At 67.3% G+C, this 25610-nt stretch carries 30 protein-coding genes; 16 read left to right on the top strand and 14 right to left on the bottom strand.

The window, feature by feature from the left end; genetic code table 11:
- Positions 1 to 391: 391 nt before the first annotated feature.
- The 4 genes from gpmA to AVT10_RS17425 are packed head-to-tail and all read right to left on the bottom strand — an operon-like array spanning position 392 to position 3292.
- Positions 392 to 1078, bottom strand: coding sequence for a 2,3-diphosphoglycerate-dependent phosphoglycerate mutase (gpmA, locus tag AVT10_RS17440; protein ID WP_066694452.1), 687 nt, complete (start codon positions 1076 to 1078; stop codon positions 392 to 394).
- A gap of 35 nt (positions 1079 to 1113) precedes the next feature.
- Positions 1114 to 1569: a GNAT family N-acetyltransferase gene (locus tag AVT10_RS17435; protein WP_066694450.1), complete on the bottom strand. Its 456-nt coding sequence runs from the start codon at positions 1567 to 1569 to the stop codon at positions 1114 to 1116.
- Positions 1566 to 2678, bottom strand: a complete 1113-nt coding sequence (locus AVT10_RS17430; protein WP_066694449.1) for a M14 family metallopeptidase — start codon at positions 2676 to 2678, stop codon at positions 1566 to 1568. Before AVT10_RS17430 ends, AVT10_RS17435 begins: the two co-directional genes overlap by 4 nt.
- Positions 2675 to 3292, bottom strand: a complete 618-nt coding sequence (locus AVT10_RS17425; protein WP_066694447.1) for a DUF4136 domain-containing protein — start codon at positions 3290 to 3292, stop codon at positions 2675 to 2677. The genes AVT10_RS17430 and AVT10_RS17425 overlap by 4 nt, the downstream gene beginning before the upstream one ends.
- 188 nt (positions 3293 to 3480) lie before the next feature.
- On the opposite strand from AVT10_RS17425, the gene ykgO reads away from it, so the two are divergent.
- On the top strand, positions 3481 to 3606 hold the full coding sequence (gene ykgO, locus AVT10_RS17420; protein ID WP_055755695.1) for a type B 50S ribosomal protein L36: 126 nt from the start codon (positions 3481 to 3483) through the stop codon (positions 3604 to 3606).
- Positions 3607 to 3919: 313 nt separating this feature from the next.
- On the opposite strand, the gene AVT10_RS17415 is transcribed toward ykgO, so the two are convergent.
- The 4 genes from AVT10_RS17415 to AVT10_RS17400 form a co-directional block, all read right to left on the bottom strand.
- Positions 3920 to 4324 carry a hypothetical protein gene (locus AVT10_RS17415; protein WP_066694444.1) on the bottom strand — a complete coding sequence of 135 codons (405 nt, stop codon included), beginning with the start codon at positions 4322 to 4324 and terminating at the stop codon, positions 3920 to 3922.
- On the bottom strand, positions 4321 to 5082 hold the full coding sequence (locus AVT10_RS17410; protein ID WP_066694442.1) for an arginyltransferase: 762 nt from the start codon (positions 5080 to 5082) through the stop codon (positions 4321 to 4323). The genes AVT10_RS17415 and AVT10_RS17410 overlap by 4 nt, the downstream gene beginning before the upstream one ends.
- A gap of 109 nt (positions 5083 to 5191) precedes the next feature.
- Complete coding sequence (locus AVT10_RS17405; RefSeq protein ID WP_066694441.1) at positions 5192 to 5590, bottom strand: GFA family protein; 399 nt, start codon at positions 5588 to 5590, stop codon at positions 5192 to 5194.
- Positions 5587 to 6828, bottom strand: a complete 1242-nt coding sequence (locus AVT10_RS17400) for a threonine ammonia-lyase (protein ID WP_066694593.1) — start codon at positions 6826 to 6828, stop codon at positions 5587 to 5589. The genes AVT10_RS17405 and AVT10_RS17400 overlap by 4 nt, the downstream gene beginning before the upstream one ends.
- 92 nt (positions 6829 to 6920) lie before the next feature.
- Here AVT10_RS17400 and AVT10_RS17395 point away from each other — a divergent pair, with 92 nt between their 5' ends.
- The 4 genes from AVT10_RS17395 (at position 6921) to AVT10_RS17380 (ending at position 11372) form a co-directional block, all read left to right on the top strand.
- A complete protein-coding gene (locus AVT10_RS17395) occupies positions 6921 to 7901 on the top strand; it encodes an SDR family oxidoreductase (RefSeq protein ID WP_066694439.1) in 981 nt (326 codons plus the stop codon).
- Between the two features lie 160 nt (positions 7902 to 8061).
- Entirely contained in the window at positions 8062 to 8928 is an 867-nt protein-coding gene (locus AVT10_RS17390; protein ID WP_066694435.1) for an NAD(P)-dependent oxidoreductase, read from the top strand.
- Positions 8925 to 10595, top strand: a complete 1671-nt coding sequence (locus AVT10_RS17385; protein ID WP_066694431.1) for an amidohydrolase — start codon at positions 8925 to 8927, stop codon at positions 10593 to 10595. The genes AVT10_RS17390 and AVT10_RS17385 overlap by 4 nt, the downstream gene beginning before the upstream one ends.
- Before the next feature lie 105 nt (positions 10596 to 10700).
- Positions 10701 to 11372: a L,D-transpeptidase family protein gene (locus AVT10_RS17380; RefSeq protein WP_066694429.1), complete on the top strand. Its 672-nt coding sequence runs from the start codon at positions 10701 to 10703 to the stop codon at positions 11370 to 11372.
- A 249-nt stretch (positions 11373 to 11621) separates the two neighbouring features.
- On the opposite strand, the gene ctrA is transcribed toward AVT10_RS17380, so the two are convergent.
- Positions 11622 to 12323, bottom strand: coding sequence for a response regulator transcription factor CtrA (gene ctrA, locus AVT10_RS17375; RefSeq protein ID WP_066694428.1), 702 nt, complete (start codon positions 12321 to 12323; stop codon positions 11622 to 11624).
- A gap of 192 nt (positions 12324 to 12515) precedes the next feature.
- Positions 12516 to 13418: a LysR family transcriptional regulator gene (locus tag AVT10_RS17370; protein ID WP_066694427.1), complete on the bottom strand. Its 903-nt coding sequence runs from the start codon at positions 13416 to 13418 to the stop codon at positions 12516 to 12518.
- A 92-nt stretch (positions 13419 to 13510) separates the two neighbouring features.
- Here AVT10_RS17370 and AVT10_RS17365 point away from each other — a divergent pair, with 92 nt between their 5' ends.
- Both AVT10_RS17365 and wrbA read left to right on the top strand, forming a co-directional pair.
- Positions 13511 to 14209: a pirin family protein gene (locus tag AVT10_RS17365; protein WP_066694426.1), complete on the top strand. Its 699-nt coding sequence runs from the start codon at positions 13511 to 13513 to the stop codon at positions 14207 to 14209.
- A 20-nt stretch (positions 14210 to 14229) separates the two neighbouring features.
- On the top strand, positions 14230 to 14832 hold the full coding sequence (wrbA, locus tag AVT10_RS17360) for an NAD(P)H:quinone oxidoreductase (protein WP_066694424.1): 603 nt from the start codon (positions 14230 to 14232) through the stop codon (positions 14830 to 14832).
- A gap of 31 nt (positions 14833 to 14863) precedes the next feature.
- On the opposite strand, the gene AVT10_RS17355 is transcribed toward wrbA, so the two are convergent.
- Positions 14864 to 15583 (bottom strand): Crp/Fnr family transcriptional regulator, encoded by a 720-nt coding sequence (locus tag AVT10_RS17355; protein WP_066694423.1) that lies wholly within the window; start codon positions 15581 to 15583, stop codon positions 14864 to 14866.
- Between the two features lie 188 nt (positions 15584 to 15771).
- On the opposite strand from AVT10_RS17355, the gene AVT10_RS17350 reads away from it, so the two are divergent.
- Together AVT10_RS17350 and AVT10_RS17345 are read left to right on the top strand one after the other, a co-directional pair.
- A complete protein-coding gene (locus AVT10_RS17350) occupies positions 15772 to 16788 on the top strand; it encodes a glycoside hydrolase family 43 protein (protein WP_084401849.1) in 1017 nt (338 codons plus the stop codon).
- On the top strand, positions 16785 to 17615 hold the full coding sequence (locus AVT10_RS17345) for a MipA/OmpV family protein (RefSeq protein WP_066694422.1): 831 nt from the start codon (positions 16785 to 16787) through the stop codon (positions 17613 to 17615). The genes AVT10_RS17350 and AVT10_RS17345 overlap by 4 nt, the downstream gene beginning before the upstream one ends.
- Positions 17616 to 17627: 12 nt before the next feature.
- Here AVT10_RS17345 and AVT10_RS17340 read toward each other — a convergent pair whose 3' ends face one another.
- Positions 17628 to 18407 carry a M15 family metallopeptidase gene (locus tag AVT10_RS17340; protein WP_066694421.1) on the bottom strand — a complete coding sequence of 260 codons (780 nt, stop codon included), beginning with the start codon at positions 18405 to 18407 and terminating at the stop codon, positions 17628 to 17630.
- A 75-nt stretch (positions 18408 to 18482) separates the two neighbouring features.
- Here AVT10_RS17340 and AVT10_RS17335 point away from each other — a divergent pair, with 75 nt between their 5' ends.
- From AVT10_RS17335 to AVT10_RS17320, 4 genes are all read left to right on the top strand, one after another.
- Positions 18483 to 19136: an RluA family pseudouridine synthase gene (locus AVT10_RS17335; RefSeq protein WP_066694420.1), complete on the top strand. Its 654-nt coding sequence runs from the start codon at positions 18483 to 18485 to the stop codon at positions 19134 to 19136.
- A complete protein-coding gene (gene arfB / locus AVT10_RS17330) occupies positions 19137 to 19562 on the top strand; it encodes an alternative ribosome rescue aminoacyl-tRNA hydrolase ArfB (protein ID WP_066694417.1) in 426 nt (141 codons plus the stop codon).
- A 56-nt stretch (positions 19563 to 19618) separates the two neighbouring features.
- On the top strand, positions 19619 to 20101 hold the full coding sequence (locus AVT10_RS17325; RefSeq protein ID WP_066694415.1) for a GAF domain-containing protein: 483 nt from the start codon (positions 19619 to 19621) through the stop codon (positions 20099 to 20101).
- A 123-nt stretch (positions 20102 to 20224) separates the two neighbouring features.
- Positions 20225 to 21295 carry an RcnB family protein gene (locus AVT10_RS17320; protein ID WP_066694414.1) on the top strand — a complete coding sequence of 357 codons (1071 nt, stop codon included), beginning with the start codon at positions 20225 to 20227 and terminating at the stop codon, positions 21293 to 21295.
- Positions 21296 to 21343: 48 nt separating this feature from the next.
- Here AVT10_RS17320 and AVT10_RS17315 read toward each other — a convergent pair whose 3' ends face one another.
- Both AVT10_RS17315 and AVT10_RS17310 read right to left on the bottom strand, forming a co-directional pair.
- Positions 21344 to 22633, bottom strand: a complete 1290-nt coding sequence (locus AVT10_RS17315) for a M20/M25/M40 family metallo-hydrolase (protein ID WP_198158629.1) — start codon at positions 22631 to 22633, stop codon at positions 21344 to 21346.
- Positions 22634 to 23040: 407 nt separating this feature from the next.
- On the bottom strand, positions 23041 to 23496 hold the full coding sequence (locus tag AVT10_RS17310) for a universal stress protein (protein ID WP_066694412.1): 456 nt from the start codon (positions 23494 to 23496) through the stop codon (positions 23041 to 23043).
- Positions 23497 to 23623: 127 nt separating this feature from the next.
- Here AVT10_RS17310 and AVT10_RS17305 point away from each other — a divergent pair, with 127 nt between their 5' ends.
- Genes AVT10_RS17305 through AVT10_RS17295 form a run of 3 tightly spaced genes read left to right on the top strand, consistent with a single transcriptional unit; the run spans position 23624 to position 25583 of the window.
- Positions 23624 to 24982, top strand: coding sequence for a pyruvate dehydrogenase complex dihydrolipoamide acetyltransferase (locus AVT10_RS17305; RefSeq protein WP_066694410.1), 1359 nt, complete (start codon positions 23624 to 23626; stop codon positions 24980 to 24982).
- Positions 24983 to 25201: a hypothetical protein gene (locus tag AVT10_RS17300; RefSeq protein ID WP_066694403.1), complete on the top strand. Its 219-nt coding sequence runs from the start codon at positions 24983 to 24985 to the stop codon at positions 25199 to 25201.
- Positions 25191 to 25583 (top strand): acyl-CoA thioesterase, encoded by a 393-nt coding sequence (locus tag AVT10_RS17295; protein WP_066694401.1) that lies wholly within the window; start codon positions 25191 to 25193, stop codon positions 25581 to 25583. The genes AVT10_RS17300 and AVT10_RS17295 overlap by 11 nt, the downstream gene beginning before the upstream one ends.
- Positions 25584 to 25610: the final 27 nt, after the last annotated feature.

Genomic DNA, 25610 nt, shown 5'->3' with positions numbered 1-25610 from the left:
GGTTTGTACTCTTTCCTGCCAACGCCCCTCCGTTTGCTTCGAGCGCAGGTTCGAGCTTGTCGAGAACCGTAGTCGAGAAGGGGTTGCCCCAAACGACCGGGTTCTCGACGGGCGCTTCTCGACAGGCTCGAAGCTGCTCGAACCGAACGGGGTGGGTGGGGGTAGGAATGGCTTCTTGTCCCCTCCCGTTCGTCCTGAGTAGCCGCTGAGCTTGTCGAAGCGGTGTATCGAAGGACTGCCTGGGCGCGCTTCGATACGGGCTTTCGACAAGCTCAATCCCTACTCAGCACGAACGGATGGGGGCGTTTGAGTATGCGGACGGGGGTGTTTGAGCAGGATGCTCCGTGCTGTACCCGCCCGCCCAACGCAGGGGATAGGGAGTGCCTGTCCCTTACCGCTTGCTCAGATAGTACCGATCCGTCGGTGTCAGGTCGTCGGCCAGCTCGTACACGATCGGCTGCCCGGTCGGGATTTCGAGACCCGTAATCTCGTCATCCGGGATGCCCGACAGATGCTTCACCAACGCGCGCAGCGAGTTGCCGTGGGCGGAGATCAGGACACGCTTGCCGGCCTTGAGTTCGGGCGCGATGCGGCTTTCCCAATAGGGGAGGACGCGATCGATCGTGTCCTTCAGGCTTTCGGTCTGCGGAATGTCGATGCCGGCATAGCGACGGTCGGCCGACAGGTCCCACGGGCTGTCCGCTTCGGGGAGCGGCGGCGGCACGTCGAAGCTGCGGCGCCAGATCTTGACCTGTTCGTCGCCATGCTTGGCGGCGGTCTCCGCCTTGTCGAGGCCGGTCAGGCCGCCATAATGCCGCTCGTTCAGGCGCCAGTCCTTTTCGACCGGCAGCCAAAGGCGGCCCATCGCTTCCAGCGCGATGTTCAGCGTCTTGATCGCGCGCGTCTGGAAGCTGGTGAAGCAGAGGTCGAAGTCATGCCCCTTTTCGATCAGCAGCTCGCCCGCCGCCTTGGCCTCTGCCTCGCCCTTTTCGGTCAGGTTCACGTCCCACCAGCCGGTGAAGCGGTTTTCGAGGTTCCAGGCCGATTGGCCGTGGCGGATCAGGACGAGCGTGGGCATGGAACCTCCGTTGCTGTTGTTGCGGTGCACCTAGCTCAAAGCGTGCGCGAGAGGAACCGGTTGAAGTCGGTCGCGACGTAGGTGCCGAACGGCGGGCAGGGCGCGAAGCCGCCCCGGGCATAGAGCCGGTGCGCGGCGTCGAACATCGCTCCGGTGCCGGTTTCCAGCAGCAGTCGGGTCAGGCCGCCCATGCGGGCGTCGGCGATGATGCGGTCGAGCACCGCCTGTCCGACGCTGCGACCGCGGGCGGTGGCGTCGGTCCGCATCGATTTGATCTCGCCCGTGCCGTCGCCCAGCGTGCGCAGCGCGCCGCAGCCGAGCAGCGTGTCGCCGTCCCATGCGGTATAGAAGGCGATATCGGGGGTCGCCAGTGCCGACAGGTCGAGCGCGTAGACGCTGCCCGGCGGCGAGCTGGCGTGCATGTCGGCCAGATGCGCCGCCAGCAGCCGGGCGGTGGCGGGATGGTCGAGACCGCCCGGACGGACGATCACCGGGTGACGTCCGCCAGCACCTCCAGCCAGCTATGCGCCAGCGCCTTCGATCGTTCCGGCGACCAGCCATATTCGGGATCGGGATTGTCGTCGTGATCCTTGAACGGCATTTCCAGCGTCATGCTGAGCGCGCCGAAACGGTTCGCGAGCTGGTTGGTCGACATGGACAGGTTCGCCTGTCCGGGCGCGGACACCGGATAGCCGAGCTTGGTCTGGAATTCGGGCGTCGCCGCCGCCCATGCCGCGCCGAAGGCGGTGAAGCGGGCGCCGTGGTCGTCGGTCCAGTTGGGGATGCCTTCATAGCCGGCGATGAAGTTGGCGGGAATCGCTTCGTCGCCATGGACGTCGATGGCGATGTCGACACCGGTTTCGTCCATGCGATTCCGGACGCACAGGACTTCCGGGCTGCGCTCGGGCGAGGGAGCGTGCCATTCGCGGTTGAGGTTTACGCCGGCGGCGTTGGTGCGCAGATGGCCGCGGAACGAGCCGTCGGGGTTCATGTTCGGCACGCAGTGAAAGGTCATGCGCCGGCGCAGATCGGCGGCGAGCGCGTCGTTCGGATCGGTGAGACGTTCGAGCAGCCCCTCCATGAACCATTCGCACATCGATTCGCCCGGATGCTGGCGGGCATAGGCCCAGATTTGTAGTGGGCCGTCGCCCAGCGTCAGATAGTCGATCGCGCGGCCGTCGAGCGTCTGGCCGAGCTCGCGATGGGTGACGCCGGGCCGCGCGGCGATGCGGGCGATCAGGTCGTCGTGGCGCTCCATCGTATAGGGCGCGAAATAGGCGAACCAGGCGAGTTCGCTGTCGATGGTGGCGGTGAAGGTCAGTACGCCATCGGCATAGTCGGTAGCGACCTGCCGCCACGCCTGCCGATCGGTGCTCATCCGGGTGCGATAGCCCGGCCAGCCGAAGGCGTAGGCCGATCCGGCGGCGTTGACGATGCGGAAGGTCAGCGTCCGCCCCCGCGCCCCGGCGACGCGGAAGTGGAACCACTGATAGAAGTCGGACTGGTGATCGGCGACGATATCGAGGTCGATCACATCGCCCTGAATGGCGACGACGCGGATATTGCCGCTGTCGAACGCGGCGTTGATGGTGATGCTCATTTCACCGTCGTAGTGATTCCCGACTCGCCTGGGAAGTTCCGGAACAGCGCGTTGGCCAACCGGTCGGCCTGAAATACCGGCTGGGCGCCGGGGGTGTTTTCGAGCGAATCGGTGACCGCGCGGCCTTCCCAGATGGTCGTGCCGTCGGCCCGACGGCGAATCTGGACGGCGAGTTCGGTGCCGATCACCTCGCGCTGGCCACCGCCGCCCAGGCCGAAGCCGACTCCGCCGCCCAAGCCCACGCCACCGCCGCGCCAGCCGCCGCTGCCACCGCCGGCACCGATGCCGATCGAGACGGGCGAGCGCCGTTCGACGAAGCCCTTGGTCCCGCGGGTGAAGGCGACGCCGACGATCAGTTCCGACGGCTGGGTGCCGGCGCGGGTGAAGCCGAGCTTTTCCATCTCCCGGGCCACGGCATTGCCATAGGTCTGAAATTCCGGGGTGGCGGCGCGGATGGTCTGGACCGGCTCGATCGAGAAGCTGCCCTTCGCGATCGGCTGGTTCAGGTGGAAGCGGGTGACGTCGACCGGCGCGATCCGCGATCCGGCGGTGGTGCATCCGCTCCCCAGCAGGGCTGCCATTGCCGCCACGCCAAACCCCAACGCCTTGTTCATGGTACTCACCCCGAATATGCCACGGTTCATCAACCCATCCAACGCGCGACACCCGGCGATGGGTTCATTGCGCAAGTGTTTCGATGCGAGGCGGCGGTTGTATCTTGACGGGACGGTCGCGCGGCGATAGCTGGACGCCTCTTTTCCGGCCGTGCGAGCGGCCCTTTTGCCGTTTGAGAGCCGTTCCCATGAAGATCGTCAATTCGCTGAAGTCGCTCAAGGATCGTCACCGGGACAACCGCGTGATCCGTCGTCGTGGGCGCATCTACGTCATCAACAAGACCAACCGCCGCTTCAAGGCCCGCCAGGGCTGATTCGGCGTCGGGCGGGGCTTTGGTCCGCCCGATCACGGGTTTCGAACAGGCATCCGGTCCCATGTGGACCGGGTGCCTGTTCGTGTTGGTAGTTGCCGGTTTTCCAACCCGGTCCGTCACTCGGGCGCAGGCGGGAGTCCATAGACGCTGACGTTCCGAGGTGATCTCAAAAGCTGGCGGCAATGGATTCCCGCCTGCGCGGGAATGACGAATGGCGCGGGTTGGGCTTCATCCTGGCGCAGACTGGGATTCTCGGTGACGGCGTAGGGCAGGAGCGGCAGGATGCCCGGCGTTTGCCGGTGCGACGTATCGGTCAGATCGTGCCGCGCCGGTCGGCCGGAACGGTGGGCACGGTGCACGCGATCAAGACGCGGCGGACGCCGGCCGATCCGAACACGCGGGTCGCATGGCCGGTTGGGACCTTGTCCAGTTCGCGGCGCAACTCGATCGGGATCGCGGCGAAGGCGGTGTTGCGGCGTTCGGTGATCGAGCCGGAGAAACGCTTCTCCGCCTTGTACCGCGCCCCGATGGTGCCCGCATCGGCGCAACGCCGGATGGTGCGGGTGTCGGCGGCGAACACTTCGGTCGCGGCAGCCTCTTCGGCCGGGGACAGGCCAGCAGCCAGCTTGATCTCGAACTGGACGATCGTCGCGCGGCGTTGCTCCAGCCCGGCCGAGGGTTGCGCCGCCAGCGCGAGGGCGAGCAGCGCGGCGGTCATGCCGGGACGGTCGCGGCTGAGGGCGTATCGTCGAGCAGCGCCCAGCCGGTCGGCCCCAGCACCTCCAGCGGGCGATAGCGGGTCTTGTACGCCATGCGCGGCGATCCCTGTACCCAATAGCCGAGATAGACGTGCGGCAGGCCGCTGGCGCGGGCGCGGCGGATATGGTCGAGGATGATGAAGTTGCCCAAGCCCGGGCGGGCATCGTCGTCGGTCTCGAAGAAGCTGTAGACCATCGACAGCCCGTCGGCCTGTTCGTCGGTGATGCACGCGCCGACCAGCTTGCCCGGGACGCCATCGACGGCGGGTTCGCGATATTCGATGACCCAGGAGGTGACCGGCGAATGCTCGACCATGTCGGCAAAGTCCGATTCGTCCATCGCGGTCATGCCGCCGCCGGGATGGCGCGCGGTCAGGTAACGGCGCAGCAGGCGGAATTGTTCGTCGGTCGCCCATGGCTTGCACGCGCGGATATCGAGGTCCGAATGGCGGCGCATCAGCTTGCGCTGGGTGGCGTTCATCGAAAAATCGCCGGCGACGACGCGGACGGAGACGCAGGCGCTGCACCCGACGCAGCTGGGGCGATAGGCGACCGACTGGCTGCGGCGGAACCCGATGCGGCCGAGCGCTTCGTTCAGTTCGTCGGCATTCTCACCGCTCAGTTCGGTGAACACCTTCCGCTCCTGCCGCCCCGGCAGATAGGGGCAGGGCGCAGGCGAGGTGACGAAGAACCGGGGGAATCGAAACGGCGCGGTCACCCATTGCTCCTTCGGATCGGGCAGCTCCCGATAGAATGATGCAGCGAATATGGCGATGACAAGACGTGGCGAAAAGCGCGTTAACCGCGAATTTCGTAGGGCCGGTGCGTCAGGCGGGCGGCCCTTCCGCAAACTGCGGCAGGCCGTCGTCCAGCTTCAGCCATGGCTGCTTCGCCGATACCCAGATGTGATCGGTGGGCGCGAAGCGTTCGGGGTGGTCGAGCGTGCCCATCGTCAGCCCGATCGTGCCGGCCGTGGCGCGTTCCGAAAACAGCGTCGAGCCGCAGGCCGGGCAGAAGCCGCGCCGGACGCCGGTATCGCCGTCATACCATGCGACCGGCCCGTCGATCGTGACCGAGGCCAGCGGCACCATTACCCGCGCATAGAAGGGGCTGCCGGTCGCGCGCTGGCACCGGCGGCAGTGGCAGGCGCGGACGTTCATCACCGGCGCGTCGCTGCGGTAGCGACAGGCTCCGCACAGACAGGCGCCGGTGATGGTGCCGGTCATGCCAGTTCGACCGTGCTGACTTCGTAACCGCCGGTGCGCAGCCCTTCGACCAGGCGGTCGAGATGCTCGCGGTCGCGGGTTTCGCATTCGATGTCGGTGATGAGGCCCTTGGCCGGCAGCGTCGTGAAGACGCGCTGGTGATAGACTTCGATGATGTTGACGGTGTGTTCGTGGAAGATCTTCGCGACGTGGAACAGCGCGCCGGGGCGATCCTGCAACCGGATGCGCAGCCGGGCGAGGCGGCCCGAGCGGGCGAGGTCGCGCAGCAGGACGTTGGCGAGCAGGCGCGTGTCGATATTGCCGCCGCACAGGACGATGCCGACGGTCTTGCCCTTGAACCGCGGTCCATGCCCCAGCAGCGCGGCGAGGCCGGCGGCACCGGCGCCCTCGACCACGGTCTTTTCGATCTGGACCAGCAGGCTCACGGCCTCTTCGAGCTGGCGCTCGCTGACCAGCACGATGTCGTCGACCAGCGCTGCCACGACCTCGGCGGTCAGGCCGCCGGGCTGCTTGACCGCAATCCCCTCCGCCAGCGTATCGCCGGCGCAGTCCATGGCGGTGCCGTGCACCCGGTTGTACATCGACGGGAACAGCTCGGCCTGCACGCCGACGACTTCGATCGGGCGATCGGCTGCCTTGGCGACGGTGGCGATGCCGCTGATGAGGCCGCCGCCGCCGATCGGCACGACCAGCGTGTCGAGATCGGGCACGTCCTCCAGCATTTCCAGGGCGACGGTGCCTTGGCCCGCCATGATGCGCGGGTCGTCGAACGGATGGACGAAGGTCAGGCCCTGTTCGGCCTCCAGCTTGCGGGCATGGGCATAGGCGGCGTCGAACGTCTCGCCCTCCAGCACCACGGTCGCGCCGTGGCTCTGCGTCTGCATGACCTTCACGGTCGGAGTCGGGCGCGGCATGACGATGGTGACCGGCACGCCCAAACGGTTGCCGTGATAGGCGAGACCCTGCGCGTGATTGCCCGCCGAGGCGGCGATCACGCCCTTGGCGCGGGTGGCTTCGTCTAGTTGCAGCAGGGTGTTGAGTGCGCCGCGTTCCTTGTAAGCGGCGGTGAACTGGAGATTTTCGAATTTCAGATAGACGGTCGCGCCGGTCAGTTCCGACAGCGTGCGGCTGATCAGGGTCGGCGTGCGGACGATCGAGCCGCCAATACGCATCGCTGCCATGCGCACGTCATCGACGGTGAGAGGCAGGGCGGGCGGAGCGATCGGGTTGGTAGCCATCGCGGGCGCGTAGCCGATTTGTACCAAGAGGGGAACCCATGGGGCCGGGCAGGCTTCTGTTCAAACACCCCCAAGCCGGAAAGCCGAACCCCATGACCGATACCGATCGCCGCACTTTCGTGACGGGAGCCGCCCTTGCCGGGGTCGCCGCCGCCGTGCCCGCCGCCGCGCAGAATGGCGGGGCCGCTGCCCCCACCAGCCCGGCCGCCGCCGCGCATCCCAAGCCGCCCTTTCCGGTACAGCGCCAGCCCTGGCCGGGCCTTGCGTCCAAGATGACGCCCCGGCCCGACCATGGCGAACAGAGCTACAAGGGTTCGGGGCGATTGGCGGGCAAGCGCGCGCTGATCACCGGGGGCGACAGCGGCATCGGCCGTGCCGCCGCCATCGCCTATGCCCGCGAAGGCGCCGACGTCGCGATCAACTATCTGCCCGCCGAGGAGCCGGACGCGCGCGAGGTCGTTGCGCTGATCCGCGAGGCAGGGCGCAAGGCGGTGGCGATCCCCGGCGACCTGCGCGACGAAGGCTTCTGCCGCAAACTGGTGCAGCAGGCGGCGACGCAGCTGGGCGGGCTGGATATCCTGGTCAACAATGCCGCGCGGCAGCAGACCCGGCCGGATATCGCGTCGATCAGTTCGCAGGACTTCGACGATACGATGAAGACCAACGTCTATGCGCCGTTCTGGCTGACCAAGGCGGCGGCGGCGATCATGCGGCCGGGCGCGGTGATCGTGAATACCTCGTCCGAGCAGGCGGGCGATCCGTCGCCGGACATCGTGGATTATGCGCTGACCCGCGCGGCGGTGCTGAACTTCACTAAAGCGATGGCCAAGCAGCTGGCGTCCAAAGGTATTCGCGTCAACGCGGTTGCACCGGGACCGTTCTGGACGCCGTTGCAGGTCAGTGGCGGGGCGACGCCCGAGAAATTGCAGAGCTTCGGCGGTAGCTCGCCGCTGGGGCGGCCGGGACAGCCGGCAGAGATCGCCGGACTGTATGTCGCGGCGGCCGATCCGGCGATCAGCTTTTCGACCGGGCAGATTTTCGGGGCGACGGGGGGCGGTGGACAGCCGGCGTAAGGAGGACCGTATCTTGTTCGTCACCCCGGACTTGATCCGGGGTCCCGCTTCCTACCCAGTCAGAAGAAGAAGCGGGACCCCGGGTCAAGCCCGGGGTGGCGAGTGAGGGTAGGAAATGGACACTTCCCCGCGCCTTCGTAACGCCATAGACCGCTGCCCCATGGCAAAACTCGCATTCATCGGCACCGGCGTCATGGGCGCACCCATGGCCGGCCACCTCGTTTCCGCCGGCCATCAGGTCACCGTCTATAACCGCACGCGCGCGAAGGCGGAGGCGTGGGCCGGCAAGCATGGCGGGACGGTCGGCGATACGCCGGCGGCCGCGGCGGACGGGGCGGATGCGGTGTTCGCCTGTGTCGGCAATGATAACGACCTGCGGCAGGTGACGTTGGGCAGCGACGGGGTGTTCGGGACGTTGCGCGAAGGCGCTTTGTTCGCCGACCATACCACCGTGTCGGCGGCGATCGCGCGCGAACTGGCCGAGGCCGGCAAGGCCAAGGGGCTGCTGGTGCTCGACGCGCCGGTGTCGGGCGGGCAGGCGGGTGCCGAGAATGGCAAGCTGTCGATCATGTGCGGCGGTAGCGCCGAGGCGTTCGCGGCGGCCGAGCCGTTGATGACCGCCTATGCCCAGCGGATTGTCCATGTCGGCGAGGCGGGCGCGGGGCAGACGACCAAGATGGTCAACCAGATTTGCATCGCCGGCGTGCTGGGCGGGCTGTCGGAGGCATTGCGGTTCGCGCAAGGCGCGGGCCTCGACCTCGACAAGGTGTTGGAGGCGGTGTCGGGCGGCGCGGCGCAGAGCTGGCAGATGGTCAATCGCTGGCCGACCATGGCTAGGCAAGAGTTCGATTTCGGCTTTGCGATCGACTGGATGCGCAAGGACCTGGGCCTCGCGCTCGACGAATCGCGGCGCAATGGCGCGACGCTGCCGGTGACCGCGCTGATCGATCAATTCTATGCCGAGGTACAGGCGATGGGTGGCGGACGACAGGATACGAGCGCGCTGGTGCGGAGGATCGCCAAGTGATCCGGTCGGTACTCACCGTCGCCGCGCTGCTGCTGGCGGGAACCGCGCAGGCCGATGGGCTGGTGGACAACGTCAACGGCGTGGCGCTGGATTCGCGGGGCCAGGTGGTGCGCTTCGGCGGCATCCTGGTCGACAAGGACGGCAAGGTCGTGCGGCTGGTGCCCAAGGGCGAGAAGGCGCCGAAAAAGCTCGACTGGCGCAGCGACATGGGTGGGCGGATCGTGATGCCGGGCATGATCGATGCGCATGGCCATGTCATGTCGCTGGGCTATCGGGCGCTGGAACTCGACCTGTCGAACACGCGGTCGCTGGCGGATGCGCAGGCGGCGATCCAGTCCTATGCGCGCAGCAACGGCAATCGCCAGTGGATCCTGGGCGGCGGCTGGAACCAGGAGGCGTGGGGGCTGGGGCGCTTTCCGACTGCGGCCGAACTGGACGCGGCGGCGGGGGACAAGCCGGTGCTGCTCGAACGTGCCGACGGCCATGCGGTGTGGGCGAACAGCGCGGCGATGAAGGCGGCGGGGATCACCGCCAGGACGGTCGCGCCGGCGGGTGGGCGGATCGAATTGCTGCCGAACGGACAGCCTTCGGGGGTGTTCGTCGACAGCGCCGCCAGCCTGTTCGACGCGGCCAGGCCCAAGCCGTCCCCGCGCGAACGCAACGCCGCGTTCCTGAAGGCGCAGGAGCTGTTGCTGTCGACCGGCATCACCGCGACGGCGGACATGGGCACGTCGGTCGACGACTGGCTGGTGTTCCGGCGGATGGGCGATATCGGCCAGCTGCGGGTGCGGATCATGAGCTATGGCGCGGGCCTCGACACCGCGCTGACCATCGCCGGGGCCGGGCCGACGCCGTGGTTGTACGGCGACCGGCTGCGCATGGGCGGGATCAAGCTGTACGCCGATGGCGCGCTGGGGTCGCGCGGCGCGTGGCTGAAGGCACCCTATAGCGATGCGCCGAAGCAGACCGGGCTTTCGTTCATCAACGATACGACGCTGCTCAACCTGTTGAGCCGGGGCACGATGGACGGGTTCCAGTTCGCGATCCATGCGATCGGCGACCGGGCGAACCGGCAGGTGCTGGACGCGATCGACGAGCTGGCATCGTCGTACAAGGACGACCGGCGCTGGCGGATCGAACATGCGCAGGTGCTCGACCCCGCCGACCTGCCGCGTCTGGGGAAGAATGGCATCATCGCGTCGATGCAGCCGGTGCACGCCACCGGCGACCGGATGATGGCCGAGGCGCGGCTGGGGCCGGCGCGGCTGACCGGGGCCTATGCGTGGGCGACCGTCCTGCGCGACGGCGGGCGGCTGGCGTTCGGGTCGGACTATCCGGTCGAAAGCCCGAACCCGTTCGTCGGCTGGGCGGCGGCGTTCACCCGCGAGGACCCCAACGGGCAGCCGCCGGGCGGCTGGCGCCCGGAAGAAAAGGTCACGCGCGAACAGGCGTGGAAGGCGTTCACGCAGGACGCGGCGTTTGCCGGTTTCGCCGAACAGAAGTTCGGGTCGCTGCTGCCGGGGCAGAAGGCGGACTTCATCGTGGTCGATCGCGATCCGGTGGCGGCGACGCCGGCCGAACTGCGCGCGACGCGGGTTATCGAAACGTGGGTCGGCGGGTACAAGGCCTGGCCGCTGAAGGAGGAGCCGAAGGCGACCGGGCGGTAAATTCTCCCCGTGCTGGGGAGGATTAATGTGCCATCCTGATACGGCGGGTTTCGCCGGGGTGTACGCTTGTGCCGTTTGCCCTACATACGGGCGACAGGAGGGACGATGCGCGCTTCGTTGCGAACCGGATTGGGGCTGGCGTTGCTGGTCGGTGTGGTCGGTGCCACGGCGGGCGGGGCGGCGATGCTGTTGGGTGTCGAGCGGCCGGTGCCCGCCGTCGCGCCGGTCAAGCCGGTAGCCAAGGCCGCTTCGGTGCCGGTGGCCGCGCCCGCTCCGGTCGCCACACCCATCGCCGTGTCGACGCCAGCGCCCGAGGCGATGGTCGTCCGCCGCGTGCTGGATATCGAGGGGCCGTTCACCCATGGCCGCTGGGTGTGGGACGAGGATGGTGCGCCATCGAAGGGCCCGCTGGTCATCACGATCGACCTCGATGCGCAGACGCTGTCGGTGTTTCGCAACGGCTATGAAATCGGTGCGGCGGTGGTGCTGTACGGCGCGGACTGGAAACCGACGCCGCTGGGCGCGCTCAAGATTACCGAGAAGGATGCCGACCATGTCAGCAACCTCTATGGCGCGCCGATGCCCTATATGCTGCGGCTGACCAATGACGGCATTTCGATCCATGGCAGCGATGTGCAGGAGGGGGCGGCGACTCATGGCTGCATCGGCGTGCCGACCGCGTTCGCGCGGAAGCTGTTCGGGGCAGCGAAGCTGGGGGATCGGGTGATCATCACCAACGGCAAGAGGTTGGGGATGGGTGGGGCGATTACCGCCTGATTTTCTTGGTAGTCGTATCGGGAATCCAGCGCCGAAAAGGGTATCGCCTGATGACCCTGGATCCCCGCCTGCGCGGGGATACTGTAGAGGTTGGATTACCGTCTCGTGCAGGTCCGTTTGGTTCGAGCTTGTCGAGAACCGAGGTCGAGAAGACGGTGCCCTAAACTGGGCGTTCTCGACGGACGCTTCTCGACAAGCTCGAAGCTGCTCGAACCGAACGGAGTGGGAGACCGGGGGTGCGTGGCCGCGTTACGCGACCGCCGCTTCGGCCATTTCGTCCGGTTCGCGCAGCACATAGCCGCGGCCCCAGACCGTCTCGATATAATTGTCGCCTTCGCAGGCCATGCTGAGCTTCTTGCGCAGCTTGCAGATGAAGACGTCGATGATCTTGAGTTCCGGTTCGTCCATCCCGCCATAGAGATGGTTGAGGAACATTTCCTTGGTCAGCGTGGTGCCCTTGCGCAGCGACAGCAGCTCGAGCATCGCATATTCCTTGCCCGTCAGGTGGACGCGCGCGCCGTCGACGTCGACCGTCTTGGCATCGAGGTTCACCGAGAGCTTGCCGGTGCGGATCACCGACTGCGAATGGCCCTTCGAGCGGCGGACGACCGCGTGGATGCGCGCGATCAGTTCCTCGCGGTGGAACGGCTTGGTCACATAATCGTCGGCACCGAAGCCGAACGAGCGGACCTTCGAATCCATCTCGTCGATGCCCGACAGGATCAGGACCGGCGTCTGCACCCGCGCCACCCGCAACTTCTTTAGCACGTCATAGCCGTGCATGTCGGGCAGGTTCAGGTCGAGCAGGATGATGTCGTAATCGTACAGCTTGCCCAGATCGAGGCCTTCTTCGCCCAGATCGGTCGTGTAGATATTGAAACCCTCGGTCGTCAGCATGAGCTCGATCGCCTTGGCGGTCGTCGGCTCGTCCTCGATCAACAGCACGCGCATCGGCTTGGTTCCCCCGTTTCGCGGCGCGCTATCGTCCCTGACCGGCGCGCAGCAAAAACATTAACGTAAAGACCTATGACGGCAAAAGGTTAATTTCTTCCTAATCGAAAACACTTCGTAAATTCCGTTGGTTAAGCGGAATGAAGGGTTCTGGAAGGCTAAACGGCCGTTGCCGGACAAGGTTTAGGAAAATTAACGCGGATTGCAGGACCGGCGAAAGCGATCGGACAGATACTCGATCAGCGACTCGACGCGTGCCGGACGCAGCGTGCCGGGCGGGGTGAGGAGGTGCAGCGCCACACCGTCGCCGGCCCAGTCGGCCAGCACCGCTTCCAGCTTGCCCGCGGCGATATCGGCATCGACCAGGAAGTCCGGCAGTCGCGCAACGCCGAGGCCGGCGCACAATGCGGGGAGCATCGCCTCGCCATTGTTGGTGGCGAGCGGGCCGGCCGGGCGGACCGACACTTCCTCCGTGCCCCGCCGGAAATGCCAGATCGCGTTCGGCAGGTTGGTATAGCCGAAACAGTCATGGTCGCCGAGATCGGCCGGGTGCGCCGGACGGCCGCGCGCGTCCCAATAGGAGGGGGCCGCGACGATCCTGATCGCGACGGGGGCGAGGCGGCGGGCGCGCAGCGTGCTGTCGTGCAGGTCGGCGATGCGCAGCGCGACGTCGATCCCTTCGGCGACGATGTCGACCTTCGCATCGGACAGGGTCAGGTCGATCTCGACACCGGGATGGAGTTTGAGGAAGTCGGCGATCGCGGGCGCGATATGGGCGAGGCCGAACGACATGGGCGCGGCGACCTTGACCAGGCCGGTGGGCGCAGCGGCGGCGTCGCGCGCCTGTTCCTCCGCCGCCTGCGCCTCGGCGAGGATGCGGGCGGCCCGTTCGGCGAGCGACTGGCCGGCATCGGTCAGTGTCAGGCGGCGCGAGGTGCGGTGGAACAGGGTGGTGCCTAGCGACAGCTCAAGCCGCGCGACCGCCTTCGACACCGTCGCCTTCGATACGCCGATCGACTGGGCGGCGGCGCTGAACGAGCGGTGCTCGACAACGCAGGCGAACATCGCCCAGGCTTCGCAATCGGGGAGCCGCATATATCCTCCGCTGCGAAACGATCGGTTTCCGACGTTTCCATTTACGGTATGATCGCCGCGCTTATCTTGGGGGTCAAGCAAGGAGATCGACCATGATCGACAAACGTGACTTCACCAGCCTGGGCCATGCCGACCACGGATGGCTGAACGCCCGCCACCATTTCAGCTTCGCCAATTATTACGACCCCGCCCGCATGGGCTGGGGCGCGATCCGGGTGTGGAACGACGACGAGATCGCCGCGAACAGCGGCTTCCCGCCGCACCCGCACAAGGACATGGAAATCATCACCTATGTCCGCTCCGGCGCGATCACCCATCAGGATTCGATGGGGAACAAGGGCCGCACGGCCGCAGGCGATGTGCAGGTGATGAGCGCCGGCACCGGCGTACGCCACGCCGAATATAATCTGGAGCCGGAAACGACCCGCATCTTCCAGATCTGGATCGAGCCGCGCCAGAAGGGCGGCGCGCCGTCATGGGGGGCCAAGCCGTTTCCCAAGGGCGAGCGGTCGGGCAAGTTTGTTACTCTGGCAAGCGGGTTCGATGAAGACGGCGATGCGTTGCGTATCCGGGCGGAGGCACGGGTGCTGGGCGCGACGTTGAAGGCTGGCGAAAGCGTGGAACATAGCGTGGGGGACGGGCGTCACGCCTATCTCGTCGCCGCGACCGGCGCGATCACCATCGACGGCGTCGCCTTTCAGGCGCGCGACGGGGCCGCACTTTCCGGCGGGCAGACCGTCACCATCACCGCGACCGAGGACGCCGAAATCGTCCTGGTCGATTCCGAATAAGCCGAAGGGAGCATCTGAACATGTCGAAGGTCCTGGTCCTGTATTATTCGTCCTATGGCCATATCGCCAAGATGGCCGATGCGGTCGCCGAGGGTGCGCGGTCGGCGGGTGCGGACGTCGACGTCCGCCGCGTCAAGGAAACCGCGCCGGAGGAGGTCGCCAAGTCGGCGGGCTTCGTCGTCGCGGACCATCATGCCGAGCTGACCGATCCCAACGAGCTGACGAACTACGACGCGATCATCGTCGGCACCGGCACCCGCTATGGCCGGATGTCGAGCCAGATGGCGGCGTTCTGGGACACGACCGGCGGCGTGTGGGCCAAGGGCGGGCTGGTCAACAAGATCGGCGGCGCCTTCACCTCGACCGCGACGCAGCATGGCGGGCAGGAAACGACGCTGTTCTCGATCATTACCAACCTGATGCATCACGGGATGACGATCGTCGGCCTCGATTACGCCTATGAAGGCCATACCGGGCTGGACGAAGTGAACGGCAGCACGCCGTACGGCGCGTCGACCATCGCCGGCGGCGACGGCAGCCGTCAGCCGACCGAGATCGAGCTGGGCGGTGCGCGGCATCAGGGCAAGCGGATCGCCGAACTGGCGACCAAGGTCTTCGGATAAGCGATGGCGGGGCGGCCGGGAGGTCGCCCCGTCACGCCGCCGCCCGGGCGTCGAGGTGCAGGTAGCGCGGGTCGAATTCGGCGGCGGCCTTCAGCGCGTCGACGTCGTGGATCGTCATCCGCCGGTCGCGGGTGGTCACCAGCCCTTCGGCGCGCAGGCGTTGCAACACGCGGTTGACGTGCACCGGCGTGATGCCGAGCGTGTCGCCCAACTGCTCCTGGGTCAGCGGCAGGTCGAACGTGCCGCCGGTGGTGAGCTTCACCTGGCACATGCGCAGCCAGATTTCGCAGAACAGATGCGCCATGCGCGTGTAGGAATCGCGCTGGGCGACATTGACCAGCCATTCGCGCGAGACCGCTTCGTCCACGAGTGCCGACCACCAGAGGCCCCGGGCGAGCGCCGGATAGCGTTCGGTCAGGTCGAGGATCACCTGTTTCGGGATGGCCGCGACGCGGGCTTCGCCGATGGCGCGGATCGAATGGTCCATCTGTTCGAAGATGAAGATGTGCGGGTCGCACAGGTCGCCGGGGATCAGATAGGCGAGGATCTGCCGCTTGCCATCGGGCAGGTCCTTGTAGCGGCAGGCCCAGCCGTTAAGCACGAGGAACACCTGTTCGGGGCGGTCGCCCACGCGGATCAGGTCGCGTCCCTTGACGGTGAAAGTGTCGTTGCAGACTGCATCCAGCGCTGCGGCTTCTTCGGCCGACAGGTCGGAAAAACTCGTCAATTTGGTCGTTAGCGTGTTCGACATGGGTTCCTCCTGCCGAGATCGGCCGGCGGCTGGTTTGTCCATGGCGTACCAACCTAACCAAGATTGCGGATGTCGCTTGGTTCCGCCGGTGCCGTGAAGCGGTCCGGTAACGGGACCGGTGGTGCATGGCTTGGATTGTTAGCGCTATCGGTTATCATCGTGGCAAAGAACGATGATGGGAGAGAGCGATGCGCGGCATGGCGTTATGGGGTGCGTTGACGATCGCGGCGGCGACGATGGCGGGGGCACAGGAGCGGCCAGCGCCGGTGCCGGGCAGCAACCCGATCATCCGCGACAAGTTCACCGCCGATCCCGCTCCGCTGGTCGTCGGCGACCGGCTGTACCTGTATGTCGGGCATGACCAGGCCGAGCGGGACCAGATGTTCAACATGCGCGAATGGCTGGTCTATTCGACCACCGACATGCGCCATTGGACCGATCACGGACCGATCATGAAGGTGGCCGATTTCAAATGGGCGAAGGCCGATGCCTGGGCGAGCCAGGCGGTCTTCAAGAACGGCAAGTATTGGTTCTACGCTGCGGTCGAGCATGACGACACGCATCCGGGCAAGGCGATCGCGGTCGCCGTTGCCGACAAGCCGACCGGGCCGTTCGTCGATGCCAAGGGGGCGGCGCTGATCACCAACCAGATGACGCCGAAGGGAACGCATAGCTGGGAAGACATCGACCCGACCGTGTTCACCGACAAGGATGGGACGACGTGGATCGCATGGGGCAACCGGCAATGCTATATCGCGAAGCTGAAGCCGAACATGATCGAGATCGACGGACCGATCACCGAGATCACCCCGCCGCATTTCGAGGAGGGGCCGTGGCTGCATGAGCGCAAGGGCACCTATTACCTGACCTATGCCTCGCTCGACCGGTCGAAGCATCGCGACGAGCGTGTGTCCTATGCCACCGCGCCGTCGATCAAGGGGCCGTGGACCTATCGCGGCGAGCTGACCGGATCGGGCAAATACAGCTTCACCATCCATCCGGGGATCGTGGAGTATAAGGGCGACTGGTATCTGTTCCTGCACAATGCGACGCTGGCGATCGGCGACCTGAACGGCGCGATCGGGCGGCGGGCGGTGACGGTCGAGCGGCTGCATTATAACGCAGACGGCACGATGCAGCCGGTGGTCCAGACCGAGGCCGGAGTGACGGCCCCGCGCAGCGCGGCGGGCGCGAGGGGAAAATGACGATGCGGCTTTCGGTCGGGATCGGTGTGTTGGCGGTTGTCGCGACTCCGGCGCTGGCGCAGAGCGGCGGGCCGGCTGCCGGGCGAGCGGGCGGGGCGCCCGATGGTTGGAGCATCACGGTCGGTGCGGCACCGGTGCTGAGCCCGGCATGGCAGGGATCGCGCGACATGGCGCTGTCGCTGTTTCCCGACCTGCGGGTCCATTATCGAGACGTCTTCTTCGCGTCTGTGCCGGACGGGGTGGGGTTGAACCTGCTGCGTCGTGACGGATGGCGGGCCGGGCCGCTGGTGAAAATTCGCTTCGGGCGCGACGAGGATGGGCGCGGATCGCCGTTCCAGCTGACCGGGGGCAGCGACGTGCTGCGCGGGCTGGGCGATGTCGGTGTCGCCGGCGAGGCGGGCGGCTTTATCGAGAAGCGGCTGGGCGCATGGCGGGTTCGGGGTGAGGGGCGGCAGGGCTTTGGCGGGCATGACGCGGCGGTCGCCGACGTTTCGGTCGCGCGGACGTGGCGGGCGGGGCGGATCGCCGGGTCGCTGGGACCGCGCGCGACGTTCGCCACGGGCGATTATCTGCGGACCTATTTCGGGATCGACGCGGGACAGTCGCTGCGCACCGGGCTGGCGCGGTATCGGCCCGGTGGCGGGCTGGCGTCGGTCGGGATCGGTGGCAGCGCGATCCGGCCGATCGATCGCAACAGCGCCGTCACCGTCTTCGGTGGGGTCGATTATCTGGGCATTAAGGCAGGACAGTCGCCGCTGATCGAGCAACGCGGGCGGCGGGTCCAGGCGACGATCGGCATCGGCTATGGCTATCGGTTGACCCTGTAGGGTGGATCCGCCCTAATCGACCTTCGGGTCGGCGGGGAAGCGGGTGCGGGCCTGAAGGAAGATCGAGCGGGCGGGCGGCGCGCCGGCTGCGCTCGCCGTCGTGCCGACCCAGCGCCAGTGCCACGGTTCCCACTTCACCTGCTGCCTGTTGCCCGCCGGGAACGACATTTCAAAGCCGAAGCGGGCGGCGTTGGCGCGCAGCCAGCGTCCGGCGGGCGTGGCGGCGAAACAGGCTTCGGCGTTGCAGGCGGGGGCGGTGCTGGTGCCGAAGTCGATGACATAGCCGGTCGAATGCTCGCTATGCCCCGGGGGTGCCGAGGCCCAGGCACGCTCGGCAAAGCTGCCCGATCCGTTCGCGCCGATGCCGCCGCAAAAGGTCTGGCGCTGCAACGCTTCGGACCGATGGCAGGAGACGGCGCGCAGCGTGCCGGCGATGGCGGGATCGGCATCGGCGGCGGCGAGCAGGCGGGCGAGATCGTCGGCCATCGCGGGATGGACCTTGCACGAACCGCCCAGCGTCGTCGGCGCGTCGATCAGCGCGGTTGCCGGCATGTCGGGATAGGGGAAATGGTTGAACAACCGGCCATCGGCGGTCCGCTGCACCGTGCCGCGCTCGCAAAGTTCGACGGGACCGGTCGGCCCGGCGGGGGGCAGGGTGACGATCCGGGGAGGCGCGACCGGCGAGGGGGCGGGCGTCGGGACGGGAACCGGCGGCGCCGGCGCGGTGGTCGGCGCGCAGGAGGCGAGGATGCAGAGCGGCGGCAGAAGGCGGGCGAGGGCGGTTCGGCGCACAAAAGTCTCCGGCTGGGTCGGCGGTGCAGCCCATGCGCACTGGCATGGCGTCGACAACGATGGCAAGGGAGCGGAATGCTTGACGACCTGGTCCTGTTCATCGACGGCGAAGCGATCGTCCTCGACAAACCCGCCGGCCTGCCGGTCGATCCCCCGCGCGACGGTTCGCCCAGCATCGTCGCGCGGGCCGACGAGCTGCGCTTCACCTTTCAACGCGAACCGACGCCGGTGCACCGGCTGGACCGCGATACCAGCGGGTGCCTGCTGCTTGCACGCAATCCCAAGGCGCATGCCCGGTTCCAGCAGGCGTTCGAACAGGGACGGGTGACGAAGCGCTATCTGGCGATCCTTGACGGCATTCCCGCCGGGGAATCGGGCGAGATCGACCTGGCGCTGGCCAAGGTCAGCACGGCCGAGACCGGATGGCGCATGGTCGGCGATGCGAAGGGCAAGCCGGCGCGGACGAACTGGCGGGTGCTGCGCACGGTCGGTGACCGCGCGTTGGTCGCGCTGTTCCCCGAAACCGGCCGGACGCACCAGATCCGCGTGCACATGGCCGAAGGGCTGGGCTGTCCGGTGGCGGGCGATCCGGTCTATGGCCGGGGCGGGCGGCACGGCATGCTGCTGCACGCCATCGGGCTGATGGTCCCGCGCGACAACAAGCCGGCGATCGATGTGACCGCGCCATGGCCGCGCAGCTTCGTCGCGGCGGGGTTCGACGAGGCGTAGGTGCCGCGCATCCCGATCACCCGGTCGATTTCGATCGACAGCGGCGAACTGGTCGAAAGCTTCACCCGCGCGTCGGGGCCGGGCGGGCAGCATGTCAACACGACCGACAGCGCGGTGCTGCTGCGCTTCGACGTGGTCGCTTCGCCGGGGCTGCCGGACGCGGTCAAGCATCGGTTGGCGGTGCTGGCGGGGTCGCGGCTGACCAAGGAGGGCGTGCTGACGCTGCGCGCCGATGCGTCGCGGTCGCAGGAGATGAACCGGCGCGAGGTGCGCGAGCGGCTGTTCGAACTGATCCGCGAGGCGACGATCGTGCCCAAGAAGCGCCGCGCGACCAAGCCGACCATGGCATCGCAGGTGCGGCGGGTGGACGCGAAGAAGGGGCGGTCGCAGGTGAAGGCGGGGCGGGGTAAGGTACGGATGGACTGAATCCTCCCCGTACCGGGGAGGATTGTGTGGGGCCACGCCGGCGCTACATAGCCCCCATGTACCAGTTCGATATCTCCACCGGCGCCAAGGGCGACCTGTACCGCGATCTTCTGTCCGCGCTCGATGCGCTGACGGCGGACGAGCGCGACGCCGTCGCGAACATGGCCAATGCCTCGGCGTTGCTGATGCAATATCTGCCCGATCTGAACTGGGCAGGCTTCTACCGCCTAGTCGGTGACGAGCTGGTGCTGGGGCCATTTCAGGGCAAGGCGGCGTGCATCCGCATCGCGGTGGGGCGCGGGGTGTGCGGTACGGCGGCGGCAACGCGGACGACGCAGCTGGTCGCCGATGTCCATGCCTTTCCAGGGCACATCGCCTGCGATGCCGACAGCCGCAGCGAGCTGGTCGTGCCGATCGTCGACGGCGGGCGGCTGATCGGGGTGCTCGATCTCGACAGCCCGCTGCCCGGCCGGTTCGATGCCGGCGACCAGGCGGGATGCGAGGCGCTGGTGCGCGTGCTGGCGCCGCGGATCGGCTGATCTGCCCCGGTGCGGGACGGTCGGTCCGGCAAGCGCCGGATTGGCCGGGAACCGCCGCGCGTGGTAAGCTTTCGGCAACCATATCCGCGCGGTACGTCCGCGCATGAGGGAGCCGACCGGACGATGCGAACGCCGACCCTTGCCGCCCTTGCGGCGATCCTTGCCTCGACCGGGGTTGCGCAGGCGCAGCCGCGCCTCGGCCAGGCACCCGAAGCGCGGCCGGGGCGGCCGGCGCTCTATCCGGGACAGCCGCGGGTGAACCTGCCCGGGCCGCGCTGGGGCGGCAATGTGCGCGGGCGCTGGTATGGCGGCCATTATGCGCCGGGCGGCTGGGCGGCGTATCGCACACCGGTGCGTGGGTGGATCCTGCCGCGCTACTGGGTGGCGCCTAGCTTCTTCATTCAGGACTGGCCGACCTATGGGCTGAGCCGCCCGCAGCCGGGCTATGGCTGGTATCGCTATTATGACGATGCGGTGCTGGCCGATCGCGACGGGCGGGTGTTCGATTATCGCAGCGGCATCGATTGGGATGCGCGCGATACTGGGCGCTATGTCCGCGACGATCGCGCCTATGACCGCTATGTTGGCGAGGGCGATCTGCCGCCGCCGCCGCCGGTTGCACGGCGGGATAACGGCGTGGGCGGTGCGGTGATCGGCGGCGCGGTCGGCGCGGTGGCGGGCAATGTCATCGCCGGCCGCGGCAACCGGCTGGGCGGGACGGTGCTGGGCGCCGGGGTCGGCGCGCTGGCCGGGACCGCGATCGACCGGGCGGAGGATCGGCGTGGGCCGCCGCCGCCGCCGCCGGTTCAGCCTGGCTATGGCGCCGACTATCCGCTGCCGGGGGACGATGTGCCGATCGCGCCGGACGACGGCTATTATGACGATGCCCCGCCGCCGGTCGTGTTCGGGCCGATGCGCGAGGAAGTGCAGCCGATCGGCCCGCGTTCGCGCGGTGGCTATGTCGAGCGACATGTCGGCGCACCGCCGGTCGCGCGCAGCTATACCACGACAACCACCACCGAGGGGCCGGGCGGTTACATCGCCAACGGTTATTATTATCCGCCGCGCACCGTGACGACGGTTACGGTCCAGAACGCGCCGGTGACGACGACCACGACCGAGGAAGTCGTCACCTACGAGACGGTGCGTCGTGCTCCCCGGCGGGTGGTCCGGTCGAAGACGTTGCGGCGGTAGGGCCAGGTTCTCGACAGACGCTTCGAACCGAATGGGGCCGGATGAGGGTTAATGCGGGGCGCGGCCGGCGAAGGTCGGGATGCTCTCCGCGCCCGATGGCGACAGGGCCGAGACGGCGACGAAATGGTCGTCGACGATGACGCCGTTCAGCACCGCTTCCGTGCCGGTGACGTCGCGACGGTCGGTCCAGTCCTGCGCGTCGTTTCGCCGCCAGCGGATGCGATAGCCGGCTGCAGTCGCCACCGGCGCCCAGCGGACCGTCGTATCCGTCGCCAGCGCCCCTTCGATCGACACGCTGGCGGGGGCAGCCGGAGCGGCCGCGAGACGGGCGATGGTCGCGGCATTGATCGCCGTCACCTTGGCCAGATAGGGGAAATCCATCCGGTCGATCGTGTCGCCATAGACGCGCTTGCCGTCGCGGCGCAGATCCTGATGCTGGGCGTCGTAATTCTCGACCCCGACCGAGAAGCGGATCGCAGGATAGCCGAGCTTCAGGAACGGTTCGTGGTCGCCCCCGCGCCCGAACCGATCGGGGCGACGATCGAGAAACACGTCGAGGCCGCCGGGGATCGTGGTCGCGACCGCATCGATCGTCTTGGCCAGCGCGCGCGACGGGCCGTCATCCTCACCGCCGGCGGCGCGGCGGGCGATCTGCTGCTCGATCGATTCAGACGCGCGGATGCCTTCGGAAAAGACGCGGACGCGGTCGGCGACCTTGCGCCCGTCCTGGCCGATCGTGTTGCCGACGATATCGTTGTTGAGCACGGCGGACACCGTCCAGCCGCGCTCCTTCGCGGTATCGGCGAGCAGCTGGGCGCCCCACAATCCCTGTTCCTCACCCGACAGCGCGGCATAGACGATCGTCGCGTCGAACTTTTCCTTCGACAGGATGCGCGCGGTTTCCAGCACCAGCGCGACGCCCGACGCGTCGTCATTGGCGCCGGGCGCGTCGCTGGTCGCATCCATCACGTCGCTGACGCGGCTGTCGATATGGCCCATCACGATGACGACGCGTTTGGGATCGCGCCCCTGCTGAAAGCCGAGAACGTCGACGACATTGACGCCCTGTGGCGCGCGCGGGCCGGTGAAGCCGCGCGCGATGTTGGCGACAGTGATGCAGTTGCCGCAGCCGGCACCGATTCGGGTCAGTTCGTTGGCGAACCAGCGTCGCGCCGCGCCGATGCCGCGCGTCGGATGGTCGGGATCGGACGCGGTATGGCGCGTGCCGAACCCGACCAGGGTCGCGACGTCGGCACGTAGCCGGTCGGGGCGGGGGGTATCGCGCGCACCGGCAGCGGTGGCGAGGAACAGGGCGGGCAGAAGCAACATCGAGCGCATGGGCGGGAGGATGCCGCGTTCCGACACCCTGCTCAACCGGTTTCGCGTGATACCCATATCCGGCTAAAACCTAGTTACCCGGTGGGTTTGATGCAGAAACTAAATGTTTGGTTTCGTTTTTTGCAATTGCTAACGGAACGGTTGCGGTGCACAACGACTGTGCCTTTCAGGCATCCTCTCCTAAAACTTTTCAAGGGTCGGTTCGCCGGCCCTTTTTTTTGTGCCCGAGCCGCGCTAACGGACGTCCACCAGCGCTGCGCTGAATTATAAGAGAGGATGTGCCGGACACCCGGCGAACAGCAGCAGCCCGCGGGGGATCGAGCGCGAATCGCTGCTCTCCCCCGCCCGGTACTTCCCAACGTCGCTTTATCGCAGCGGCCTGAACCATGGCTGACCGTGATGGCGAATCAGCTCAGCCGGTCGATCCCGGCGCGGTCGAGGCTGCCGGGAATGACCATCAGCGGCACGGGGAGCGCACCGGCATCGGTGCCGGCGAAATGGGTAACGAGCGGGCCGGGCGATCCGGTCGCGGCGGCGCCCAGCACCAGTGCGGCGATCTGCGGATTGGCGGCGATCATCTCGCGCACGATTCGCGGGCCGTCGCCGATCTTCACCGTCAGATGCGGTTGCAGGCCGGATTCGGCGATCAGCGTGCCCGCCGCCGCCTGGACCAGCGCTTCGGCGCGTTCCTTCGCTTCCTCCTCGATCGTCGCCTGTACCCCGCCCCAGGGGGCGAATTCCTGCGGCTCGACCAGCGCCAGCACCTCGACCCCGCCATTGGTCTTGACCGCACGGCGCGCGGCGAAGCGCAACGCGACCGCGCTTTCGGGACTTTCGTCGACCACCACCAGATATGTCCGCATGCATCTTCCCCTGACGCTACGGTTCATGCGCCGGTTCGTGGCGGCGACGCAAGGTCGTGCCGGGGCTTGACCGGGACGGCTCCGGCGGCGAAGAGGCGCGACGAGCCTGAGAGGACCATTCTGCCCCATGCCGATCGAGATCAAGATGCCCGCCCTGTCCCCCACGATGGAAGAGGGGACGCTGGCCAAATGGCTGGTGAAGGAAGGTGATACCGTCAAGTCCGGCGACATCATGGCGGAAATCGAAACCGACAAGGCGACGATGGAATTCGAAGCCGTCGATGAAGGCACGATCGGCAAGGTGCTGGTCGCCGAAGGGACCGACAATGTGAAGGTCGGTGCGGTCATCGCTATCCTGCTGGAAGAGGGCGAGGATGCGTCGGCGATCGATGCCGCGCCGAAGAAGGCGGAAACGCCCGAGCCTGCCGACGACCAGTTCAAGGGCAAGCCCGATGCGACCGACCCGAACAAGACCGGCAGCGAAGCCGCGCCGGCCCCGGCCGGTACGTCGGATCACGGCCGCCCGGCCGGTGCCGGCGCTGCCCAAGGCGATGGCGGCCGCGTGAAGGCCAGCCCGCTGGCGCGTCGCATCGCCGCCGACAAGGGGCTGGAACTGTCGGGTATCGCCGGCAGCGGCCCGAACGGCCGGATCGTCAAGGCCGATGTCGAGAACGCGAAGCCAAGTGCCGCAAGCGCGCCGAAGGCCGAAGCGGCCGCTCCGGCACCAAGCGCGGCGGCTGCCCCTGCTCCGGCAGCGGAAGTGCCCAAGCCGGCGGCGGTGTGGTTCGACGATTCGATCCCGCACACGGTCGAGAAGCTGTCGAACATCCGCAAGACGATCGCGCGTCGCCTGACCGAATCGAAGCAGCAGGTGCCGCACATCTATCTGACGGTCGATGTCCGTCTGGATGCGCTGCTCAAGCTGCGCGGCGACCTGAACAAGTCGCTCGACGCGCGTGGCGTGAAGCTGTCGGTCAACGACCTGCTCATCAAGGCGCTGGGCGTCGCGCTGGAAAACAGCCCGAAGTGCAACGTCACCTTCCTCGGCAACGAAATGGTGCAGTATGCCCGCGCCGACGTGTCGGTGGCGGTGTCGACGCCGACCGGCCTCATCACCCCGATCATCCGCGATGCCGCCAACAAGGGCGTGGCGAAGATCAGCACCGAGATGAAGGACCTGGCCGGCCGCGCCAAGGAGAACAAGCTGAAGCCCGAGGAATATCAGGGCGGCACCGCGTCGCTCAGCAATATGGGCATGTTCGGCATCAAGCAGTTCGAAGCGGTTATCAATCCGCCGCAGGGCATGATCCTGGCGGTCGGTGCCGGTGAGAAGCGCCCGTACATCGTCGACGACGCGCTGGGTGTCGCGACCGTGATGACCGCGACCGGCAGCTTCGACCACCGCGCGATCGACGGGGCGGACGGTGCCGAGATGCTCAAGCTGTTCAAGGCGCTGGTGGAGTCGCCGCTCGGCCTGATCGCGTAAATGCGAGCCCGGCTGCTGACCGAAATCGTGCATGTCGTCGCCGGGGTGGCGGCGGCATGGGCGATCGGTTCGCTATCGGCATGGTCGTATCCGCTGGGCCGGCGCGACATCTGGACGGTGACATGGGTGGCGATGGCGATCGTCATCGTGCTGGGCATCCGGCAGGTGCGGCGCGCTATGGCCGAGGAACGCGCAAAGGGTTTGTCGGATGATCGTTGAGAATTCCACGGTTCCCCCGACCGATCAGCCCGCGCTGCGCGTGACGGCGATGCCGGCGGACACCAATCCCTATGGCGACATTTTCGGCGGGTGGATCATGTCGCAGATGGACATGGCCGCCGGCCTGCTCGCCGCGCGCCATGCCAAGGGGCGCGCGGTGACGATCGCCGTCGACGCGATGCAGTTCCATGCGCCCGTAGCGGTCGGCGACGAATTGTCGGTCTATGCCGACCTGATAAAGGTCGGGCGGACGTCGATGACGATCAAGGTCGAAACGTGGCGCCGCGACCGCTTCGGCGAGGCGACGTGCCGGGTGACCGAGGCGCAGTTCGTGTTCGTGGCGATCGACGAGGATCGCAAGCCGCGGGCGATCGAGGCGTAATCCCGGGATCGTCCCAACATCATTACG

The sequence above is a fragment of the Sphingomonas hankookensis genome (assembly GCF_001619955.1).
Classification (GTDB): domain Bacteria; phylum Pseudomonadota; class Alphaproteobacteria; order Sphingomonadales; family Sphingomonadaceae; genus Sphingomonas; species Sphingomonas hankookensis_A.
Note: the sequence above shows the minus strand (reverse complement) of the source record. Positions and strands in the feature narration are given on the sequence as shown.